The sequence below is a fragment of the Escherichia albertii NBRC 107761 = DSM 17582 genome, from assembly GCF_000759775.1.
Classification (GTDB): Bacteria; Pseudomonadota; Gammaproteobacteria; order Enterobacterales; family Enterobacteriaceae; genus Escherichia; species Escherichia albertii.
In genome coordinates this window covers 1-18104 of record NZ_BBMY01000107.1, presented here as the reverse complement: position 1 = coordinate 18104, position 18104 = coordinate 1, and the positions used below count along the sequence as shown (strand labels likewise).

Sequence of the window (18104 nt, the reverse complement as noted above, 5' to 3'; positions counted from 1 at the left end):
CCTTCGATGGGGATGTTAATAAGGATATTTTATGAAAATTCAAAGCAGACATATTATCGCCTGGCTTGGGAGTTGTGCAGCGCATTTCACTGAACAGCAAGACTTTTTAACCGCACTCGACAGAGATATTGGTGACGCCGACCACGGCCTCAATATGAATCGTGGTTTCAGTGCGGTCAAAGCAACCTTACCCGATATTGAACGTCAGCATATTGACAACATCCTGAAAAATACCGGCATGAAACTGCTTTCCAGCGTCGGCGGTGCCAGCGGTCCTCTTTATGGGACGTTATTTATTCGCACTTCTGCGGCGATCGGAGCCAGAACGGAATTAAGTCTGGAAGAGTGGTTAGCATGTCTGGAAGAAGGTATTGCCGGGGTAATCGCCCGAGGAAAGGCTGAACAAGGGGACAAAACACTGTGTGATGTCTGGGTTCCGGTTCTCAACGAAGCCAAAAAAAACCTGCAGGCTGGAATGTCGCCTTCCCTTCTGCTGAATACGATGGTGCAAGATGCTGCAACAGCAGTCGATAACACCATCAATATGCAGGCGAAAAAAGGACGAGCCAGCTACCTTGGCGCTCGTAGTGTAGGCCATCAGGATCCAGGCGCGACCTCTTCCTGGCTGATGATTAAGGCTATGCAGGAAGGATTCGCGGAATAAATTATGGTTGCCATTGTTATTGTTTCTCATAGTCTACGCCTGGCCCAGGGAATCGAAGAGTTAGCACAGCAGATGTCCGGTGGTGTCGTTCCTCTGGCCATTGCTGCAGGTATTGATGATCCGCAAAATCCGATTGGCACTGATGCCATTGCGATTATGTCTGCGATTGAATCAGTCTGGTCACCGGAAGGCGTTCTGGTACTCATGGATATGGGGAGTGCACTTCTTAGCACCGGGATGGCACTGGAATTGCTTTCTGAAGAGCAGAGAGGCGCTATCTATCTGCTGGCGGCACCGGTGGTGGAAGGCACCATGTCTGCGGTGACATCTGCCGCGGCGGGACTTTCGGTGACGGAGATTATCGCCGAAGTGGATCTTGCGCTGTGCGCTAAACAGCAGCAGCTCACGCCATTCTCTCCTGCGGGCGAAGTTGTGCCAACGGTATCACCAGTCAATCATTCTGATGAATGGCAAACCTTTTGCTGGACGATACGTAATCCCCACGGCATTCATGCCCGTCCGGCAGCCAGCATCCTGAAAGTATCAGCACAATATTCGGCAAACATTATCGTCATCAGAGGAGATAAACGCGCCAGCGCCCGCAGTCTCAATGAACTGGCGATGCTGGGTGCTCGCTGTGGCGATGAAATCACCTTCAAGGCGGAAGGTGTCGATGCCAGTGACGCTCTCAAGGCAATTGAAACGTTGGCGAAAAATCATTTTGGCGAAGCTCACTTGCTCGCTTCTTCAGAGATTCCGATAACGGCAACGCCTGTGGCCAGCTCCCCTGTCGATGGCGCAATCACAGGTTTGTCAGTACAAAATGGTATCGCTACTGGCCCGGTTAAATGGTTTACCTGCGAGCTACCGGAAATTACACAGCGAACCCCCGATTCTCCACAGGAAGAACTGTCGCAAATTGAGTTTGCAATCGACGTTGTGGTTCACCAACTTGCCGATAAAGCGGCAGGGTCTGAAGGTGATATTTTTGCCGCCCATAAGATGATGCTTGAAGATCCAGAGATTAACCGGCAATTACAACGAAGCCTAGCAAAGGGTAAACAGGCTGAATTCGCATGGTTAGAAGTCATGGAAGCGCTGACAGAACAATATTGTCAGGCGGAGACACTCTATTTACGTGAACGCGAGGCAGATATCCGCGACCTTTCGCGTCAGGTACTGAACCAACTTTGCGGGGTAAGTGAGCAACACTTTATAACTACCGCGCCCTGCATTTTGTTAGCTAACGATCTTTTGCCATCACAGATAGCCAGCCTGAATAAAGCGCACATTCTTGGTATCTGTCTTCATAACGGCGGAACAACTTCACACACAGCGATCCTGGCCAGAGCAATGGGTATTCCTGCCATTGTGAAGGCAGATATCACCCCGCAAACCGTCCGCGATAACGAAACGGTCATTCTTGATGGTGAAACAGGGCGTTTATGGCTACAGCCGGATGAGGTTACCCGTCTGGATTTACTGCAACGTGCCGAAGCATGGCAACAGCAAAGGGAGAGTCAGTTAGCCGATGCCATGATGCCTGCAACTACACAGGGTGGTCGTAAAATTAGCGTGCTGGCGAACATCGGAGACCTGCAAGACATTGATGCCGCGCTATCTCACGGGGCTGAGGGCGTTGGTTTGTTGCGCACAGAGTTTTTATTTCATGAGGCTGCAACGTTACCCGACGAAGAAGAGCAGTTCCGCGTGTATTGTTCTGTTGCCTGTGCTTTTGGCGATAAACCTGTCACTATCCGTACTCTGGATATTGGCGGTGACAAGCCATTACCTTCATATCCTTTACCCGCAGAGGACAACCCATTCCTTGGCCTTCGTGGTATCCGGTTATGCCTGGCGCATCCGCAAATATTTATTCCGCAATTACGCGCACTTCTTCGGGCCGGGAAAGAATATCCAACTCTACAAATTATGCTGCCGATGGTTTCAACGCTACAAGAGGTCAACGCCGTCAAAAAGTTGATACAAGAACAAGCAAAATTGTTGGGGATCCCGACAGAAAATCTCCCTGCCCTGGGAATTATGATTGAAGTTCCTGCCGCAGTAATGATTGCAGACAAATTAGCTTGCGAGGTCGATTTCTTCTCCATCGGCACTAACGATCTGACGCAATATATTATGGCGGCTGACAGGGGAAATAGTGCCGTCGCGGAACTGGTTGATTATCGTAATGACGCAGTCATTAAGGCTATTGATCTGGTGTGTCAGGCCGGACGTAACAATGAAATTCCGGTTAGTATGTGTGGCGAAATGGCCGGAGATACCCAGCAAACCGCAATTCTGCTCAACATGGGAATTGATAAGCTTAGTGCCAGTTCATCCCGACTTCCGGCATTAAAAGCGACCATCAGAACATCCCGCTAATGTGTTGCCCAACGCGATACGTCTGTACGTATCGCGTTTCTTATCGTTCACCCCTGCCCCAAACTCTGCCAGCTGCCATTTCGCCAGATCAGATCAAACGTTAATGGCTCATCGTCGTGGAATAGCATCATCTCCAGGCTGATCGCCAGATCGCGGCAATACGCCTCTTTAAGACTCACCTGCAAAGCGGCAATTCTTGGTTCATGAAATAAAAGCGCGGAACGCAACTGGCGGCAATACCAATTCTGGAGACATTTGTCGCTCTGGTTATGCCCTTGCCACTCGGGCATACCTGAAACCAGTAATGTTGGTAACGGTGAATGGGGGGAGTTAAAAAGTTGAAAGAGATCCCGGCATACGGAATCACGTAGCGATGATGTATTGTTTCCTGTGCTTTCAGGTAATACTGTCTGAAGTGATTGGCGCATCATTTTGCGCACTCCTGACGTCTGGCAATATATGCGGCTTGCCCTGAATATCGGGTACCACAGTATTGATGCTCATTTCTCATAACCATCCCTTTGTTCATTACATCCATGACAACCTGATACAGGCATAGCTTTTGCCCACAAAATATAAAACCTTACTTGCCAATGAATATCTACTGACTTTTCAAGAAAAAAAGCATGGTTTGATGGAGGTCATCAAACATAAAAAAATTTTACTAATATATTCCGAATAATTACGTAGATGAAAAATTTCATGTTACTTAAATTTAATTTCAATGTGTTATTATTTGCTTTTATATAGTTTACTACGTTCCATTGAGACATCTGCTTTTAATGAACGCTAACAACAAAAAGAACATCCCCAATACACCAGGCGAAAATAGCATTAAAGCTGACAACAATATAATAACAATAAATGTTATCTGGCTATAATATATTTCTTCTTGAACAGTTTGAATGAATAAAAATGAGCGTTTTTTTATATTTCTTATCATCAATGTATTTTAGCATCGTTGTACTGACTTCATGTACCTGCAACTAAAATATGTGATGATATGTTCTCACGCTTTATTTAAGGAATAAATTACACATTCTTTTCTGAACATAAATGAAATTTCTTTAACAGGATACAATACTATGTCTATACCTGGCAGCAATTCCATTCACAACCTTATTTCTACAACAAATCATTTCGCCCCACATCCAGAAATCGACAACGAGCTACTATGCAGATATAAACATGCGCGTCTAAATACGGAAAATATCTATATTACGCCTCTTGAACGTGGAGATAACCATAATTACGATGGAGGGAGTGTCGTCGAAATTAGAAAACTTATGTTTGGTAATCAGGGATTCTGGCCATTTAATTACGTAACTGATGCGTGTCAAAAAGCTGATGGTGTTACAGTCAGAGGCAGAGTTGTCAGTCGTGAATGGGAAATCACATCAGAATTAGACGAAATATACGGTGGGAAATGTGAAAAAACACATGTAGCCGCAGAGTTAAACGCGGGTCTACGGCAGAACATAATTCTGGATTCCATTGTCGACTATACCATACATGAAATAACACTGGGCCCGGGTTGCAATATTCCAGGTTATGCAGGAACCACTATAGGATACATTGTAACTCTTCCCGTTGAACGAGCCCCAGAGTGGTCAAATGAACAGCCCCAAATTGATATCTATATTGATCAGATAATGACAGTGACAGGGGTATCAAATTCATCTGGATTCGTCTACGCAGCATTACTTAATGCCAATCCTCAGACTGGAATTACCCCAACAATTGGTCTGAATGCCTATCCAGACACCGCTCCGGTCCACTCACGAATGGGATATGAGGTTATACCTGGAGACGAGAATATGGAGGTCAAACGCATGACTCTGCGCCCCGCGAATCATCCAGAACTGTTTGAATTAAACAACGGTGAATGGAATTACATTGGTCAGTGATGATTAGAAAGTTAATCATCACCGAAATACCGTATGATTTATTTATCAAAATAAGCGCAAGATACATTTAAGCTTGCGCATATAATAATATCAGATGTCGACTTTATCCAACGGCCAGGAATCGAATAGATAGCCATCAAAATAAATATCGTCAACGTTGGAAAACTCCAGCAGACGCTGTTTCACATTTTCCAGATGCTGCCACATCGCCAGTTTAGCTGCACGGGCGTCTTTTTTGATTAATGCTGCAAGGATCTGTTTATGATCGCCCAACCACTCTTTGCGATATAAGCTGTCATCCAGATGGCTGTGTAACTGGATCCACATTGGGTTATTTTCCCGCCACTGCCAGGACTGGCGAAACAACTCTACCAACATGCTGTTATGGGTAGCTTCAGCAATAGCAAGATGAAATTGCATATCGCCGCTTTCACTGCTGCCCGGCGCGCTGGAGGCCAGTTCGCGTTCTTCAAGCTGCAGTGCCTGGCGCATTTTCACAATATCTTCACGAGTGGCCTGCAAAGCAGCAAACTCGGCGATATTACTCTCAAGCAACTGGCGCGCCTGCAACAACTCAAAAGGCCCGGCATCGTTGCAGACGTTGGCATCTGCGCTCTCTGCACTCTCTGCACTCTGACGGGTTAAGCTGTCGAGAACATAAATACCCGCACCACGGCGTACTTCCACCAGCCCCTGGATTTCTAGCATGATCAACGCTTCGCGGACCACTGTACGCGTGACATCAAGCATTTCTGCGATTTCACGCTCCGGCGGCAGCCGTTCGCCAGGATTGTAAGGCGTCGTTATGATCAGATCGCGGATCATCGCCCCGACTTCCTGGTAAGGTCTTTGCGCAGAGGTGGCAGATTTCATGATGTTATGTCCGTTAAATGCGGTTAATCAAATTATTGCCGGATGCGGCATAAACCTCTTATCCGGCTTATAAAGAGTGCGTATTCAAGAAATTGCGATTGACCTGTAGGCCCGATAAGTTTGCGTATCAGGCAATCTTATGTTGACCGTCAATTCAAAACTATACCATTTGCACAGGAAGTTGGCACGTACAGGCGGGCAAAAAAACGAAAACTGGTCAACCAAATATTTATTTGATTGACCAGTAACTCTGTTGGGTAATCAGTTAGTTACAGAGCAGCAACACTCGCGCGGGCACCGCGCTCACACAGTTGCTGATACGCAGTCGTCACCGCGCCAACAAAGTCTGCATTCTGCGGCAGATCATCGGCAAAAATACCGCTCAGGCCCAGCAGCGCTTTCACGCGTTCTGCGCCCTGATACTGTGCGTTGATCTTCTGGAACTCCGCCAGCATCGGGTCTACCACGTCAATGGCATTACCTTGCTCATCCACACCCTGGGTATAACGCATCCAGCCAGCCACGCCAAGTGCCAGATGACGCCAGCTACCGCCGTTTTTCAGGTGCAAACGTACCGGGTCCAGCAGACGCTGCGGCAACTTCTGGCTGCCATCCATCGCGATCTGCCAGGTACGGTGACGCAGAGACGGATTGCTGAAACGTTCGATCAACAGCGTCGCATACGCGTTCAGGTCAGTTCCTTCCGGCATCGACAGCGTTGGCGCTTGTTCCTGCATCATCAGAGCGAAAGCTGCTTTGCGATAATCCTCGTTAGTCATGGTGTCGGCAATAGTTTCATAACCGCCGAGGTAGCCGAGGTATGCCAGGAAAGAGTGGCTGCCGTTAAGCATACGCAGTTTCATCATTTCGAACGGAACAACGTCCGCAACGAACTGTGCGCCCACTTTATCCCAGTCCGGGCGACCATTAACAAAGTTGTCTTCAATTACCCACTGACGGAACGGTTCACAGGCAATGGCGCACGGATCGTAAACGCCCAGTTGATCGGCAATTTCCTGTAAGGTTTCAGGCGTCGCCGCCGGAACAATACGGTCAACCATGGTGCACGGGAAGGTGACGTTCTCTTCAATCCATGCCGCCAGTTGCGGGTCGCGCGCCTGAGCCAACCCGAGAACGGCAACTTTCGCTACATGACCGTTTTCACGCACGTTGTCGCAGGACATTACCGTAAACGCTTTCAGCCCTTTCTCACGACGCAGACGCAGCGCTTCTACGATGTAACCAATTGCGGATTTCGGCGTGGTCGGGTTTTCCAGATCGTGCTTAATCAACGGGTTATTGAGATCCAGTTGACCACTTGCCGCATCAGCGCAGTAACCTTTTTCCGTTACGGTCAGAGAGACAATCGCCGTCTGCGGACGCGCCATCGCATTGAGGATACCTTCACAACCGTCGATTTCCGGGTGCAGTGCTTCTTTCATCGAGCCAATAATTTTCAGTTCGGTGCTTTCCGCGCCTTTTTCCGCTACGGTGTACAGCAGTTGCTGTTTTTTCAGGTTTTCGATCAGCACGCGATCGTTACCTGGCATCAGGTTAACTTCGCAGATCCCCCAATCGCTGTCGGTACTTTCCAGCAGGTGATGAGTGTACATCGCCTGATGCGCGCGGTGAAACGCCCCGCAACCGAGGTGCACAATGCGTGATTCCAGACGAGAATGATCCCATGACGGGCGGGCAACCGGCAGATTGCTGTCAACAATAGTAGTCATCGTAAACTCCAGAATCCGTCTTCAGAGAGTGACGGCAAGGAAGAAGGAACCGGCACGGCGCGCAGCCATGCCGGTGGATATTAACGGCTAAAGAAAGCGCGCTGGATCGCCATTTCGACGCCGCGAACTTCGGCCAGGCCTTTCAGACGACCAATCGCAGAATAACCTGGGTTGGTTTTCTTCTTCAGGTCGTCCAGCATCTGATGACCGTGGTCCGGGCGCATCGGGATCAGGTCTTCTTTGCCTTCCGCTTTACGACGGTGTTCTTCTTCAACAATCGCTTTCACCACTTCGTACATATCAACGTCACCGTTCAGGTGCGCCGCTTCGTGGAAGGTTTTCGGGTTTTCTTCACGCATGGTGGAGCGCAGATGGGTGAAGTAAATGCGTGGACCAAACTGCTTGATCATATCAACCAGATCGTTGTCTGCACGCACACCGTAAGAACCGGTGCACATAGTGAAACCGTTCGCCATGCTATTTACGGTATCAACCATCCACTGCATATCTTCAATGGTGGAGACGATACGCGGCAGGCCGAGGATCGGGCGCGGCGGATCATCCGGGTGAACCGCCATACGCACGCCAACTTCTTCGGCAACCGGAATAATCGCTTTCAGGAAAACCGCAAAGTTTTCGCGCAGTTTGGCTTTGTCGATATCTTTGTACAGCTCCAGGTGCTTACGGAACTGATCGAGGGTGTAGCCTTCTTCCGCGCCTGGCAGACCGGCAATGATGTTACGGGTCAGACGTGCTTTGTCTTCGTCGCTCATGGTAGCGAAGCGTTCTGCAGCCTGAGCAATTTCTTCTTCGGTGTAATCCGCTTCTGCGCCTGGACGCTTCAGGATATGCATTTCAAACGCGGCGAATTCAATTTGGTCGAAACGCAGTGCTTTGGAACCGTCCGGCAGTACATATTCGAGGTCGGTACGGGTCCAGTCGAGCACCGGCATGAAGTTGTAGCACACGGTGCGAATGCCGCACTGCGCCAGGTTGCGCAGGGTCTGCTGATAGTTAGCGATCCACTGTTCGTAGTTACCGGTATGAGTTTTGATATCTTCGTGAATAGGCACGCTTTCCACGACGGACCACACCAGACCCGCTTCTTCAACGATAGCCTTGCGTTTGAGGATCTCTTCGACGGACCACACTTCCCCATTCGGGATATGGTGCAGCGCAGTAACCACGCCAGTTGCGCCCGCCTGGCGGACATCAGCTAAAGAAACCGGATCGTTAGGGCCGTACCAGCGCCAGGTCTGTTCCATGGTTTTTCCTCTTTCACATAGTGGGTTCAACAGCGAAGAGACGCGGAACCCCGGAGTTGTTTAGGTATCCGAATGCATACCCCGCCACAGCCATGACGTTGCATCGGATGAGATGGCGTATAAGTTCTACCTTTTGGTAATACATGTCAACCCGAAATCTAAAATTGGTTAACCATACCACAAGAAATGCAGTCTCTGACTCTTTGCTGCAAATTGCAACAAAGAGTAATCCACGGTGATTAATCAGGGGATGTGATATTCATCGCAACAATGGTTGACCAATTTACATAACATGTCGCCCAAAATAACAATGGCTCAACCAGGTAAGGTAAAACTTTATGCATGTGCTTAACATTCTCTGGGTAGTATTCGGCATCGGCCTGATGCTGGTACTGAATTTGAAGTTTAAGATCAACTCGATGGTGGCTTTGCTGGTAGCGGCGTTGTCCGTCGGGATGCTTGCCGGTATGGATTTGATGTCGCTGCTGCATACCATGAAAGCAGGCTTCGGCAACACGCTGGGAGAACTGGCAATCATCGTGGTGTTCGGTGCGGTCATCGGTAAATTGATGGTCGACTCCGGCGCAGCTCATCAAATAGCGCATACGCTATTAGCACGCCTCGGCCTGCGCTACGTTCAGATATCGGTGATCATCATCGGCCTGATTTTCGGTCTGGCGATGTTCTATGAAGTGGCCTTTATCATGCTGGCGCCGCTGGTGATCGTGATTGCCGCCGAAGCCAAAATCCCGTTCCTGAAACTGGCTATTCCGGCAGTAGCAGCAGCTACCACCGCGCATTCGCTGTTCCCACCGCAACCGGGTCCGGTGGCACTGGTGAATGCGTATGGTGCGGACATGGGGATGGTTTATATCTATGGTATGCTGGTGACTATCCCCAGCGTAATCTGCGCTGGCCTGATCCTACCGAAGTTCCTCGGTAATCTTGAACGCCCAACGCCGTCATTCCTGAAAGCGGATCAATCGGTCGATATGAATAATCTGCCCTCTTTCGGCATTTCGATTCTGGTTCCGCTGATCCCGGCGATCATTATGATATCCACGACCATCGCCAACATCTGGCTGGTCAAAGACACACCGGCGTGGGAAGTGGTTAACTTTATTGGCTCTTCGCCGATTGCCATGTTTATCGCTATGGTCGTGGCGTTCGTGCTGTTCGGCACCGCACGCGGTCACGATATGCAATGGGTAATGAATGCCTTTGAAAGCGCAGTAAAAAGCATTGCGATGGTAATTCTGATTATCGGTGCGGGCGGCGTGCTGAAACAAACCATCATTGACACCGGCATTGGCGACACCATCGGTATGCTGATGTCGCACGGCAACATTTCACCCTACATCATGGCATGGCTGATCACCGTACTGATTCGCCTGGCGACCGGTCAGGGGGTTGTTTCAGCAATGACTGCCGCCGGGATTATTAGCGCAGCAATCCTTGATCCAGCAACAGGGCAACTGGTTGGCGTGAACCCGGCGCTGCTGGTGCTGGCGACGGCGGCGGGTTCCAACACCCTCACTCATATTAACGATGCCTCCTTCTGGCTGTTCAAAGGCTACTTTGATCTGTCAGTCAAAGACACGCTGAAGACCTGGGGACTGCTGGAACTGGTCAACTCCGTGGTTGGGCTGATTATTGTGTTGATTATCAGCATGGTCGCGTAAAGGAACATTAGAGCCTGCTATTGGCAGGCTCAGTTCGGATTGTTGGCAAAGTACGCCTTGTTTATGCCAGATGCGACACTGGCGCATTTTATCTGGCCTGCAAAAGACTCACGTGCAGGTTTTGTAGGCCTGATAAGCGTTGCGCATCAGGCGATATTGCGCACCAGCATTGGCACGTTCTGTTATTTATTGATAAACAAAAGTCACACCAATAATCGACTGCACATTCCCTGCAGTCACCTGTCCTCCGGTACGAGCATAATTTGCCGTTAACCCAAGACTAACCGCCGAAGTCCCTACAGCCCCTAATGACACCGTGCTATTCGCCGGAATAACCGCGCCATTACGCGTCAACTGCACGCCGACTCCCTGTGCTGGCGAAAACGACGCCGTATTGGTGAAAATCGAGTGGCCCGCATCTGCGGTTGTGCCTGAAAGGTAATACCCCAGGTTTTGGCTCTTCGCACAATAAACGGTGAGAGGAATCGACACTGAACCGGGATAGTCAGGCAGTGTAACGGTGACATCACGAGCGGAAACATCACAGCCGCCAGTGGGGACCACCACATCGTTATTGGCATAAATATTCCAGACGAACTGAAAATCGTCGCCGTTATAGTTATTCGTCTGGCGCAAAATAAGCACGGCAATTACGCGACACCACCCGCACTGCTGACCGGCGTCAGATAAAGAGCAACAGGCCAGGGTTTATCCGCTCGCGAATCATAAACAATGCGCGGCGTTTCGCTGGTCGTAGGGAAAGGATAGCTATTGCCATTATATTTCACGGTCCCGGAAAAATTGGCTAATACGCCGCCATAAGCCGACCCTTGCCGCAGCGTTACATAATCGGTAATCGTTTCCGGGTAATCGTTATGACAAAAGATCTGCGTCGAAAGATCCACGACCAGGTTTTGCCCTACATTTACGGCGGGCGTAAGGTTTACATAGACATTGGCGCTACCGCCGCCAATAGGAATAGCCGTACCATTGGCGGTTTTACAGGCGAATGACCAGGCATTTACAGACCACCCCATCAGTACTGCGGCAAGCAAGGTGATAACTCTTTTCATTACAATGCTCTCTTCTGGTTTAGCTGTAGGTATAAGTGATGTTAATCACTGCCTGAATGGTTCCTTGCGTGGCGCCACCGTTTACTGTCAATGCTCTGAGCTGCAACGGGAAATGCGCTGATTGTGTAGCGTCGTCCACCTGAACGGTTTTGGTCGCGCCGGTATTTAATGTGTTACCACTGGCATCCTGTAGCTCTAACTGGATGTTTTGTGCAGTCCCCTGATTTTTATAATACCCGGTACTGTCGGCTGTCCCACTGAAGCTGGCGGTGACTCTGGAAGTCCCTACCGGACAATGACTCAACTCAAGTGCAACATCGTGCCAGGCCGATGCCGCCCCGGCAGATATCAGACTGAAAGAATAAAGATCGCCGAGATCGACCATAGCATTCGTAGTGGACACTGTGCACGGCTTTGCAACGACCTTACCGTTTACGGTGATAGTGACATCGGCAGCACGCGCCGCCATGCACGAAAAAGCCAGCATTACCGCCCAAAACCAGCCGTATTGGCTCCATTTCATGAGTATCTCCAGTTACTGATATTCAAGAGTGAATGTTGCCGTGGCATTGATATGCCCCGCCGTGACGGGCACCTGTGTGGCCATCAGTCGAGCGTAAAAAACTACAGCTCTCATTCCTGGTATGCCGGTGCAGAGGTCGGGTATCGTTACCACTTGTCGGAAGAGTCCTGGGTGGAGCCACAGATGGAGCTGGTTTACGGTTCTGTGTCAGGAAAATCTTTTAGCTGGGAAGACCGGGGAATGGCCCTGAGCATGAAAGACAAGGATTATAACCCACTGATTGGCCGTACCGGTGTTGACGTGGGAAGAACCTTCTCCGGAGACGACTGGAAAATTACCGCGCGAGCCGGGCTGGGTTACCAGTTCGACCTGCTGGCGAACGGAGAAACGGTTCTGCAGGATGCATCCGGAGAGAAACGTTTTGAAGGTGAAAAGGACAGCAGAATGCTGATGAATGTGGGGATGAATGCGGAAATTAAGGATAATATGCGTTTTGGCCTGGAGCTGGAGAAATCAGCGTTCGGGAAATATAACGTGGATAATGCGATAAACGCCAACTTCCGATATTCTTTCTGACAATTTTATTAAAATGCACCTTCTTAAAGAAGGTGCATAAAAAATCCGAAAACTTTAAAAATAGCTATTAATGATTTAATATAGAGGTATTAAATGATTAGCAACATTAGTTCTGCGTTATCGAGTCTTTCTCGTGGTATAGCGACTGCAGTTCGAAGCAGCAGTTTCTCTGTATCACCGCAAAAAGTGTCACTAACCCCTATAAAGATTAATTCGCCTTTCTCCCCGAGCAATAGTTCCCTTAACGCAACAAAGCTTTTTACAGCCCAAAATTCTACCCTGGTATCAGGCTCTTCCCGTTCAGCATCGCTTCATCAGCCAGCAACAGGTGGTGGTTCTGCAGCCCAGCCACTTCCGGATGTGGCACAGCGTCTGATAGACCATCTTGCTGCACATGGTATTCAGCCAGCCCGGAATATAACAACATCCTCGCCTCTGACGCCCAGCCGACCGACATCACCGCCGCCGGTATCAAATGAAGCATCTCAGCCATTGCCGGACATAGCACAACGTCTGATAGACCATCTTGCAGAGCATGGTATTAAGACTTCGCGTAATTCCTGATTACGTGGTTATTAATGGGCCTTCCCCGATCATGTTGGGAAGGCTCAGAATGCTATATTCAGTTTCCTATAGTGGTGCATCACTCCCGGCTTAAAGGTAAGCTGGCTCACCAGAACCGTATTAATATTTATTGAGGGGTCAGATCAACTTTCCAGGGCAACAGATCGCGTCCCCGGTTTGCCGGCCAGTCCTGGATATTCTCAATGACGTAACTCAGCCATTTTTCCGGCTCCACATTGTTCAGACGGCACGTGCCGATCTGCGAATACAGTACCGCCGGCTGTTCGCCGCCACTGTCGGAACGCGCGAACAGCCAGTTCTTGCGGTTACGGGCTGAAGACTGGCGCAGGGCGGATGGCAGTAGCGGACCATATTGCTCCCCCAACGTTTCCGCCATTTCTTTCTGACAGACGTTTAAATCTGGCCTGCCAGATTGGTGTTGAGGTGAGAATATCACCTTTAATCAGGTGACCAAATTTAGTAAACCACTACACATCAACATATCGAAACTCACTCAGAGACGCGTATCCACACCGGGCAATACGCAGAAGTGTTGTTCTGCCGAACTAAAATGGCATTCCTCTTTGAGGACGATCATTCCGGGGGTAAAAGGTTCACGACTGAGTGGATGTGTAGCATTGCGCCGGAGAATTTCAGTCAGAGCGTTTTTATCGTATAAAGAACTGACGTTTGAGCATTGTGCATTTTTGACAAAAACCCCTGTTTCCGGGATACACAGGGTTATCGGACATCTCAGATGCTGCTCACTGCAGGAAAATTCACCAGGATTAACAGAAAATGCAAAAGAGTTAACTCTGTTCTGAACTTCATTTCTGACACTTTCCTGCAAAGATGAAGCTGAGCGAGTTTGCTCCATGTACAGACTGAATGCCTGCAGAAAAGAGCTCCCTCCGTTGAGCTGTCTCTCTAGGCTGTCAGCGAGTTGACGATGCCTCCGCTCCCCAATGCGCTCCAGAAAACTGCCCGGAATGGGAGCCACACTAAATCCGTCCATAAATGAAACATGATGAAGTTGAAAACTACGGCCTCCAACCAAAAGCACATCACTCTGATTGCTTCTTGCGACATTACGTAACGCCTCCAGTTCACTTGCTGGCAACAGCCTTCCATTTGAGAGATTTAACATAACAGGCATATATTTTCCTTTTTTAAATAATTACCACCACAAAAACAAACAATAATGAATACAGGAAACGAATCAAATGAAGCAGGGGCACCACAGCATCCTTTACGTAATGACTATTGCCTGATAAAATAACCATGATTTTGCTATATTGTAAATACAAACAAAAGGAATTGCTATGCCAGCGAATATATCAGGAAACTCTGTCAGTTCTTTAGGGTGCAGTTTTTTTAGCAGGCCGTCCTTTCTGGGGGGGCGGAAGGAGATTCTGCAATTCTCAATGGGGGAGAGAATCATCACTTTCTCTGTGAATCAGATGAATAAAATTATTCTGAATACGGTCACCCGACAGAGCACTAAAGATATTAGTGCATGGAAAAGTGATGAGCGAATAGTTTATCCCTCACGATTAATCAATATGGGAATTGATAAGCATTGCTCCGAAAATAACACGAATATTACGGGTGATGTTCGTCAACGCGTTTTTACTCTGATAGCGGAGGACTTTGGAATCAAATTAGATTCTAATGCAGCACAAAGCTCTATAACTCATATCGTCAATGGAAACGGCTGGTTTAGTAAAAAATTAGCTTCCCTTTGTGAGGGGATGAGTAGAGATGATAAGAATAAGACCAGAGATATACTGGAAAATAAGCTGGCAGACAGATTTTTTGAGAAACATATTGATAGCAAAATAGACATAAAAAAATTACAGGATAGCGTAGAAAGTTATATTATTTTGGCAAAATCCATGTCGGCAAAATAATCACCTTTAATATCATATTATAAATATTGACTGTTCCCCAGGAAGAACTCGACCAACAGGGTTCTTCTTGGGATTATGCGCAAAACTATTACTTTTTTATCCATATACAATATCATGCCCCCACCAGAAACAACATTATGATGGGTTGTCTTACTCTCCCTTTTTTTCAATTATCCCGGTTTCAGGCTGAGATATTACACTTTATTCATGTCAGGCACAGGTAAATGGAATTTTTCTTATCCCAAAAGTACCTGTTGCTGTTTATCCGGATTAATCACTTTTCTTTATCAATGCAAATCAAAAAAAACCAGAGTAAATGCCTTTGCAATTGTATGAGATGGAATGAAATGCATTACAACAACATTGTAATGCATAAAGAAATTAATTATTTTGTTTTTAATGGTAGAAGCATTCATACGTTATGGATTGCAGTAAGGTAAGAACCTCGTACATGATATTTATCAACAGCCTCACAACATGGAAAAAAAATGGTTAAACTATATATACAAAAAAATCACCTTGAAATATTTTTTTCCATCTCCCCTTTCCTAGGTTAACCAGAACAATACTTACACTGGAGTGTGAACTATGAAAAGGGCATTATGTCTGTTAAGTATGGTTTTATCTTTAACTGCCGGGCAAACACATGCAGATATGAACAATTATCTAGGATATACATCTGGTGAGATTAGCGCATCTATTGGATGCACTATTGAGAACCTGTACATAGATTTGTGTAATTGCCTGTTTTTGATATGTTCACTCCAACACCGGAGACAGGCAAATTATGGACGAAAATAAACTCAAAGCGCTGGCGGCTGAACTGGCTAAGGGCCTTAAAACCGAAGCTGATCTTAACCAGTTTTCCCGTATGCTGACTAAGCTGACCGTCGAAACGGCGCTCAATGCAGAGCTGACTGACCATCTCGGGTATGAGAAAAATGCACCTAAAAAAGGCTCTAATACCCGCAATGGCTACTCGTCAAAAACGCTGCTTTGCGATGACGGCGAGATTGAGCTGAACACACCGTGATGCGGGCACTGATACCCCTCAGCACAGAGCAACAGGCCGCATGGCGGCGGTGGCGGAGACGGAAAAACGCCGCCATCAGGGAAACACGCTGGCGGAATATCCGTATGCGGGGGCGTTTTTCCGCTGTCTGAATGGAAGCCGCAGGATATCGCTGTCTGACCTGCGATTTTTCATGCCGTCCCTGACCGCAGAAGAACTGCACGGCAACCGTCTTCAGTGGCTGTATGCCATCGATGTGCTGATTGAAACACAGGGCGAGGTCTGCCTCCTTCCCCTTCCCGGTGATGCAGCAGAGCGGTTGTTCCCGTCGGTGCGGTTCCGTGTCAGGGAACGCAGTCGCCATAAATCCGCGCTGGTCATGCAGAAGTACAGCCGCCAGCAGGCACGGGAGGCAGAGCAGAAAGCCCGTGCGTACCAGGCGCTGGTTGCTCAGGCTGAAATCGAACTGGCGTTCCATTCACCGGAAACAGTCGGAAGCTGGCATGCACGCTGGAGTGACCGGGTGGCAGAGCATGACCTGGAAACTCTGTTCTGGCAGTGGGGTGAGCGTTTTCCGTCACTGGCCGGAATGGAACGCAGGCAGTGGCAGGATATGCCATTCTGGCAGGTCATCGCAGAGGCTGGTATGGCGGCAAGGGAGGCCGGTCATGCTGTCCGTGAGATGGAGCGGTGGATGGTGCCGAACAAACTCCGGGAGGCGGCGTGAAGTGGCGTTACTCACTGCGCTGGAAACTGCCTTCTCCCTGTCCTGGCAAGCATGAACTGGTTTCAGAAGTGGTGGAGGCGGGGCAGCCTGCACCGGCATCCGTTATGTCACGCTGGGTTGCCGGAGCAGGGTATGCGGTCTGTCTGGATTTTATTTCTGACCGCCCGGTGCGCCGCTGGCGCGAAGAACGTAAGGCTACGGTACGACAGCGGAATCTGGAGAAACGTATCAACAGGTATGCACCACTGTTTGCGGATGAACTGATTGCCCGTGAACTGGCTGAACGACCGGATTATTTTCAGGGAAAGTGAGTGTGGTCAGCGTGCAGGGATATGGGCTATGATGTGCCCGGCGCTTGAGGCTTTCTGCCTCATGACGTGAAGGTGGTTTGTTGCCGTGTTGTGTGGCAGAAAGAAGATAGCCCCGTAGTAAGTTAATTTTCATTAACCACCACGAGGCATCCCTATGTCTAGTCCACATCAGGATAGCCTCTTACCGCGCTTTGCGCAAGGAGAAGAAGGCCATGAAACTACCACGAAGTTCCCTTGTCTGGTGTGTGTTGAGCGTGTGTCTCACACTGTTGATATTCACTTATCTGACACGAAAATCGCTGTGCGAGATTCGTTACAGAGACGGATACAGGGAGGTGGCGGCTTTCATGGCTTACGAATCCGGTAAGTAGCAACCTGGAGGCGGGCGCAGGCCCGCCTTTTCAGGGCTGATGCTGGTCTAATTGCACTGAAGCGCCTTTATAAAGGGGCTGCTGGTTCGCCGGTGGCCCCTTTCTCCTTGCTGGCATTGTACGGGCATGAACAACCAGACTGCCAGGAAGGCGGTTTCCCTCCGGGAACGGGGATGAACGAGCGCCTGCGGCGCTCGTTCTTTTCCCCCGCCTTCTCTTATGGCCTGTCAGAAATCACATCACCTTCCCTGTGATTATTCTCTTTTTCCTCCTGTTCTGACTCTGATTACTGCTGCCCTGATTCCTGTCTGTCTTGTTCTTCTTCGTAAGCGGCTCGTCAGAACCGTATTGATATTTACTGAGAGGTCAGATCAACTTTCCAGGGCAACAGATCGCGTACCCGGTTTGCCGGCCAGTCCTGGATATGTTCAATGACGTGACGCAGCCACTTTTCCGGCTCCACATTGTTCAGGCGGCATGTGCCGATCAGCGAGTACAACACCGCCGCATGTTCGCCACCGCTGTCAGAAC

The 18104-nt window shown here is 48.9% G+C and carries 17 protein-coding genes and 7 pseudogenes; 14 read left to right on the top strand and 10 right to left on the bottom strand.

Annotated elements, in window-relative coordinates; all coding sequences use genetic code 11:
• Positions 1-31: 31 nt before the first annotated feature.
• Together dhaL and ptsP are read left to right on the top strand one after the other, a co-directional pair.
• Entirely contained in the window at positions 32-664 is a 633-nt protein-coding gene (gene dhaL / locus EA14781_RS16975; RefSeq protein ID WP_000701705.1) for a dihydroxyacetone kinase subunit DhaL, read from the top strand.
• A 3-nt stretch (positions 665-667) separates the two neighbouring features.
• Complete coding sequence (ptsP, locus tag EA14781_RS16970; RefSeq protein WP_000225795.1) at positions 668-3049, top strand: phosphoenolpyruvate--protein phosphotransferase; 2382 nt, start codon at positions 668-670, stop codon at positions 3047-3049.
• Between the two features lie 47 nt (positions 3050-3096).
• Here the strand turns inward: ptsP and iraD are convergent, their stop codons facing one another.
• Positions 3097-3480 carry an anti-adapter protein IraD gene (gene iraD, locus EA14781_RS16965; protein WP_010341332.1) on the bottom strand — a complete coding sequence of 128 codons (384 nt, stop codon included), beginning with the start codon at positions 3478-3480 and terminating at the stop codon, positions 3097-3099.
• 654 nt (positions 3481-4134) lie between these two features.
• Between iraD and EA14781_RS16955 the strand changes: the two genes are divergently transcribed.
• Entirely contained in the window at positions 4135-4956 is an 822-nt protein-coding gene (locus tag EA14781_RS16955) for a DUF2686 family protein (RefSeq protein ID WP_000026842.1), read from the top strand.
• 90 nt (positions 4957-5046) lie between these two features.
• On the opposite strand, the gene uxuR is transcribed toward EA14781_RS16955, so the two are convergent.
• The 3 genes from uxuR to uxuA form a co-directional block, all read right to left on the bottom strand.
• Positions 5047-5829 carry a Uxu operon transcriptional regulator gene (gene uxuR / locus EA14781_RS16950; RefSeq protein WP_000833700.1) on the bottom strand — a complete coding sequence of 261 codons (783 nt, stop codon included), beginning with the start codon at positions 5827-5829 and terminating at the stop codon, positions 5047-5049.
• 269 nt (positions 5830-6098) lie between these two features.
• Positions 6099-7559 (bottom strand): fructuronate reductase, encoded by a 1461-nt coding sequence (locus tag EA14781_RS16940; protein ID WP_000208216.1) that lies wholly within the window; start codon positions 7557-7559, stop codon positions 6099-6101.
• 80 nt (positions 7560-7639) lie between these two features.
• Complete coding sequence (gene uxuA / locus EA14781_RS16935; RefSeq protein ID WP_000438597.1) at positions 7640-8824, bottom strand: mannonate dehydratase; 1185 nt, start codon at positions 8822-8824, stop codon at positions 7640-7642.
• Between the two features lie 338 nt (positions 8825-9162).
• On the opposite strand from uxuA, the gene gntP reads away from it, so the two are divergent.
• On the top strand, positions 9163-10506 hold the full coding sequence (gene gntP / locus EA14781_RS16925; protein ID WP_000558240.1) for a gluconate permease GntP: 1344 nt from the start codon (positions 9163-9165) through the stop codon (positions 10504-10506).
• Between the two features lie 186 nt (positions 10507-10692).
• Here the strand turns inward: gntP and EA14781_RS16920 are convergent.
• From EA14781_RS16920 to EA14781_RS23615, 3 genes and pseudogenes are all read right to left on the bottom strand, one after another.
• Positions 10693-11579 (bottom strand): annotated as a pseudogene (locus EA14781_RS16920) (fimbrial protein).
• 19 nt (positions 11580-11598) lie between these two features.
• Positions 11599-12066 (bottom strand): type 1 fimbrial minor subunit FimG, encoded by a 468-nt coding sequence (gene fimG / locus EA14781_RS16915; protein ID WP_372587072.1) that lies wholly within the window; start codon positions 12064-12066, stop codon positions 11599-11601.
• Positions 12067-12114: 48 nt separating this feature from the next.
• A pseudogene (locus tag EA14781_RS23615) lies at positions 12115-12201 on the bottom strand (type 1 fimbrial protein); the annotation flags it as partial.
• Between EA14781_RS23615 and EA14781_RS16910 the strand changes: the two are divergent.
• Both EA14781_RS16910 and EA14781_RS26095 read left to right on the top strand, forming a co-directional pair.
• A pseudogene (locus tag EA14781_RS16910) lies at positions 12199-12678 on the top strand (autotransporter outer membrane beta-barrel domain-containing protein); the annotation flags it as partial. The pseudogenes EA14781_RS23615 and EA14781_RS16910 overlap by 3 nt on opposite strands.
• A gap of 360 nt (positions 12679-13038) precedes the next feature.
• Positions 13039-13242: an EspF repeat-containing protein gene (locus tag EA14781_RS26095; RefSeq protein WP_231454526.1), complete on the top strand. Its 204-nt coding sequence runs from the start codon at positions 13039-13041 to the stop codon at positions 13240-13242.
• Between the two features lie 127 nt (positions 13243-13369).
• On the opposite strand, the pseudogene EA14781_RS16900 reads toward EA14781_RS26095, so the two are convergent.
• Both EA14781_RS16900 and EA14781_RS16895 read right to left on the bottom strand, forming a co-directional pair.
• A pseudogene (locus tag EA14781_RS16900) lies at positions 13370-13576 on the bottom strand (transposase domain-containing protein); the annotation flags it as partial.
• A 180-nt stretch (positions 13577-13756) separates the two neighbouring features.
• On the bottom strand, positions 13757-14398 hold the full coding sequence (locus EA14781_RS16895) for a DUF1076 domain-containing protein (RefSeq protein WP_001144868.1): 642 nt from the start codon (positions 14396-14398) through the stop codon (positions 13757-13759).
• Positions 14399-14564: 166 nt separating this feature from the next.
• Here EA14781_RS16895 and EA14781_RS16890 point away from each other — a divergent pair, with 166 nt between their 5' ends.
• The 8 genes and pseudogenes from EA14781_RS16890 to EA14781_RS25795 all read left to right on the top strand — a co-directional run bounded on the left by EA14781_RS16890 (position 14565) and on the right by EA14781_RS25795 (position 18008).
• Positions 14565-15152: a type III secrection system effector, WxxxE family gene (locus tag EA14781_RS16890; RefSeq protein ID WP_001111203.1), complete on the top strand. Its 588-nt coding sequence runs from the start codon at positions 14565-14567 to the stop codon at positions 15150-15152.
• Positions 15153-15939: 787 nt separating this feature from the next.
• Positions 15940-16182, top strand: a pseudogene (locus EA14781_RS16885) (transposase); the annotation flags it as partial.
• A gap of 2 nt (positions 16183-16184) precedes the next feature.
• Positions 16185-16891, top strand: a pseudogene (locus EA14781_RS16880) (plasmid SOS inhibition protein A).
• On the top strand, positions 16888-17202 hold the full coding sequence (locus EA14781_RS16875; protein ID WP_000872083.1) for a hypothetical protein: 315 nt from the start codon (positions 16888-16890) through the stop codon (positions 17200-17202). The pseudogene EA14781_RS16880 and the gene EA14781_RS16875 overlap by 4 nt, the downstream one beginning before the upstream one ends.
• Before the next feature lie 154 nt (positions 17203-17356).
• Positions 17357-17506 (top strand): annotated as a pseudogene (mok, locus tag EA14781_RS25800) (plasmid maintenance protein Mok); the annotation flags it as partial.
• Positions 17448-17573, top strand: a complete 126-nt coding sequence (locus tag EA14781_RS16865; protein WP_241955837.1) for a type I toxin-antitoxin system Hok family toxin — start codon at positions 17448-17450, stop codon at positions 17571-17573. The pseudogene mok and the gene EA14781_RS16865, both read left to right, overlap by 59 nt.
• Positions 17574-17665: 92 nt before the next feature.
• Positions 17666-17827: a hypothetical protein gene (locus EA14781_RS25295; protein WP_164997313.1), complete on the top strand. Its 162-nt coding sequence runs from the start codon at positions 17666-17668 to the stop codon at positions 17825-17827.
• Positions 17793-18008 carry a hypothetical protein gene (locus EA14781_RS25795; RefSeq protein ID WP_241685421.1) on the top strand — a complete coding sequence of 72 codons (216 nt, stop codon included), beginning with the start codon at positions 17793-17795 and terminating at the stop codon, positions 18006-18008. Before EA14781_RS25295 ends, EA14781_RS25795 begins: the two co-directional genes overlap by 35 nt.
• Here EA14781_RS25795 and EA14781_RS23605 read toward each other — a convergent pair.
• Positions 17929-18104, bottom strand: a 176-nt coding sequence (locus EA14781_RS23605) for a transposase domain-containing protein (protein ID WP_072015437.1), incomplete at its 5' end; no start/stop codon positions are given. The two genes, EA14781_RS25795 and EA14781_RS23605, sit on opposite strands and share 80 nt — an antisense overlap.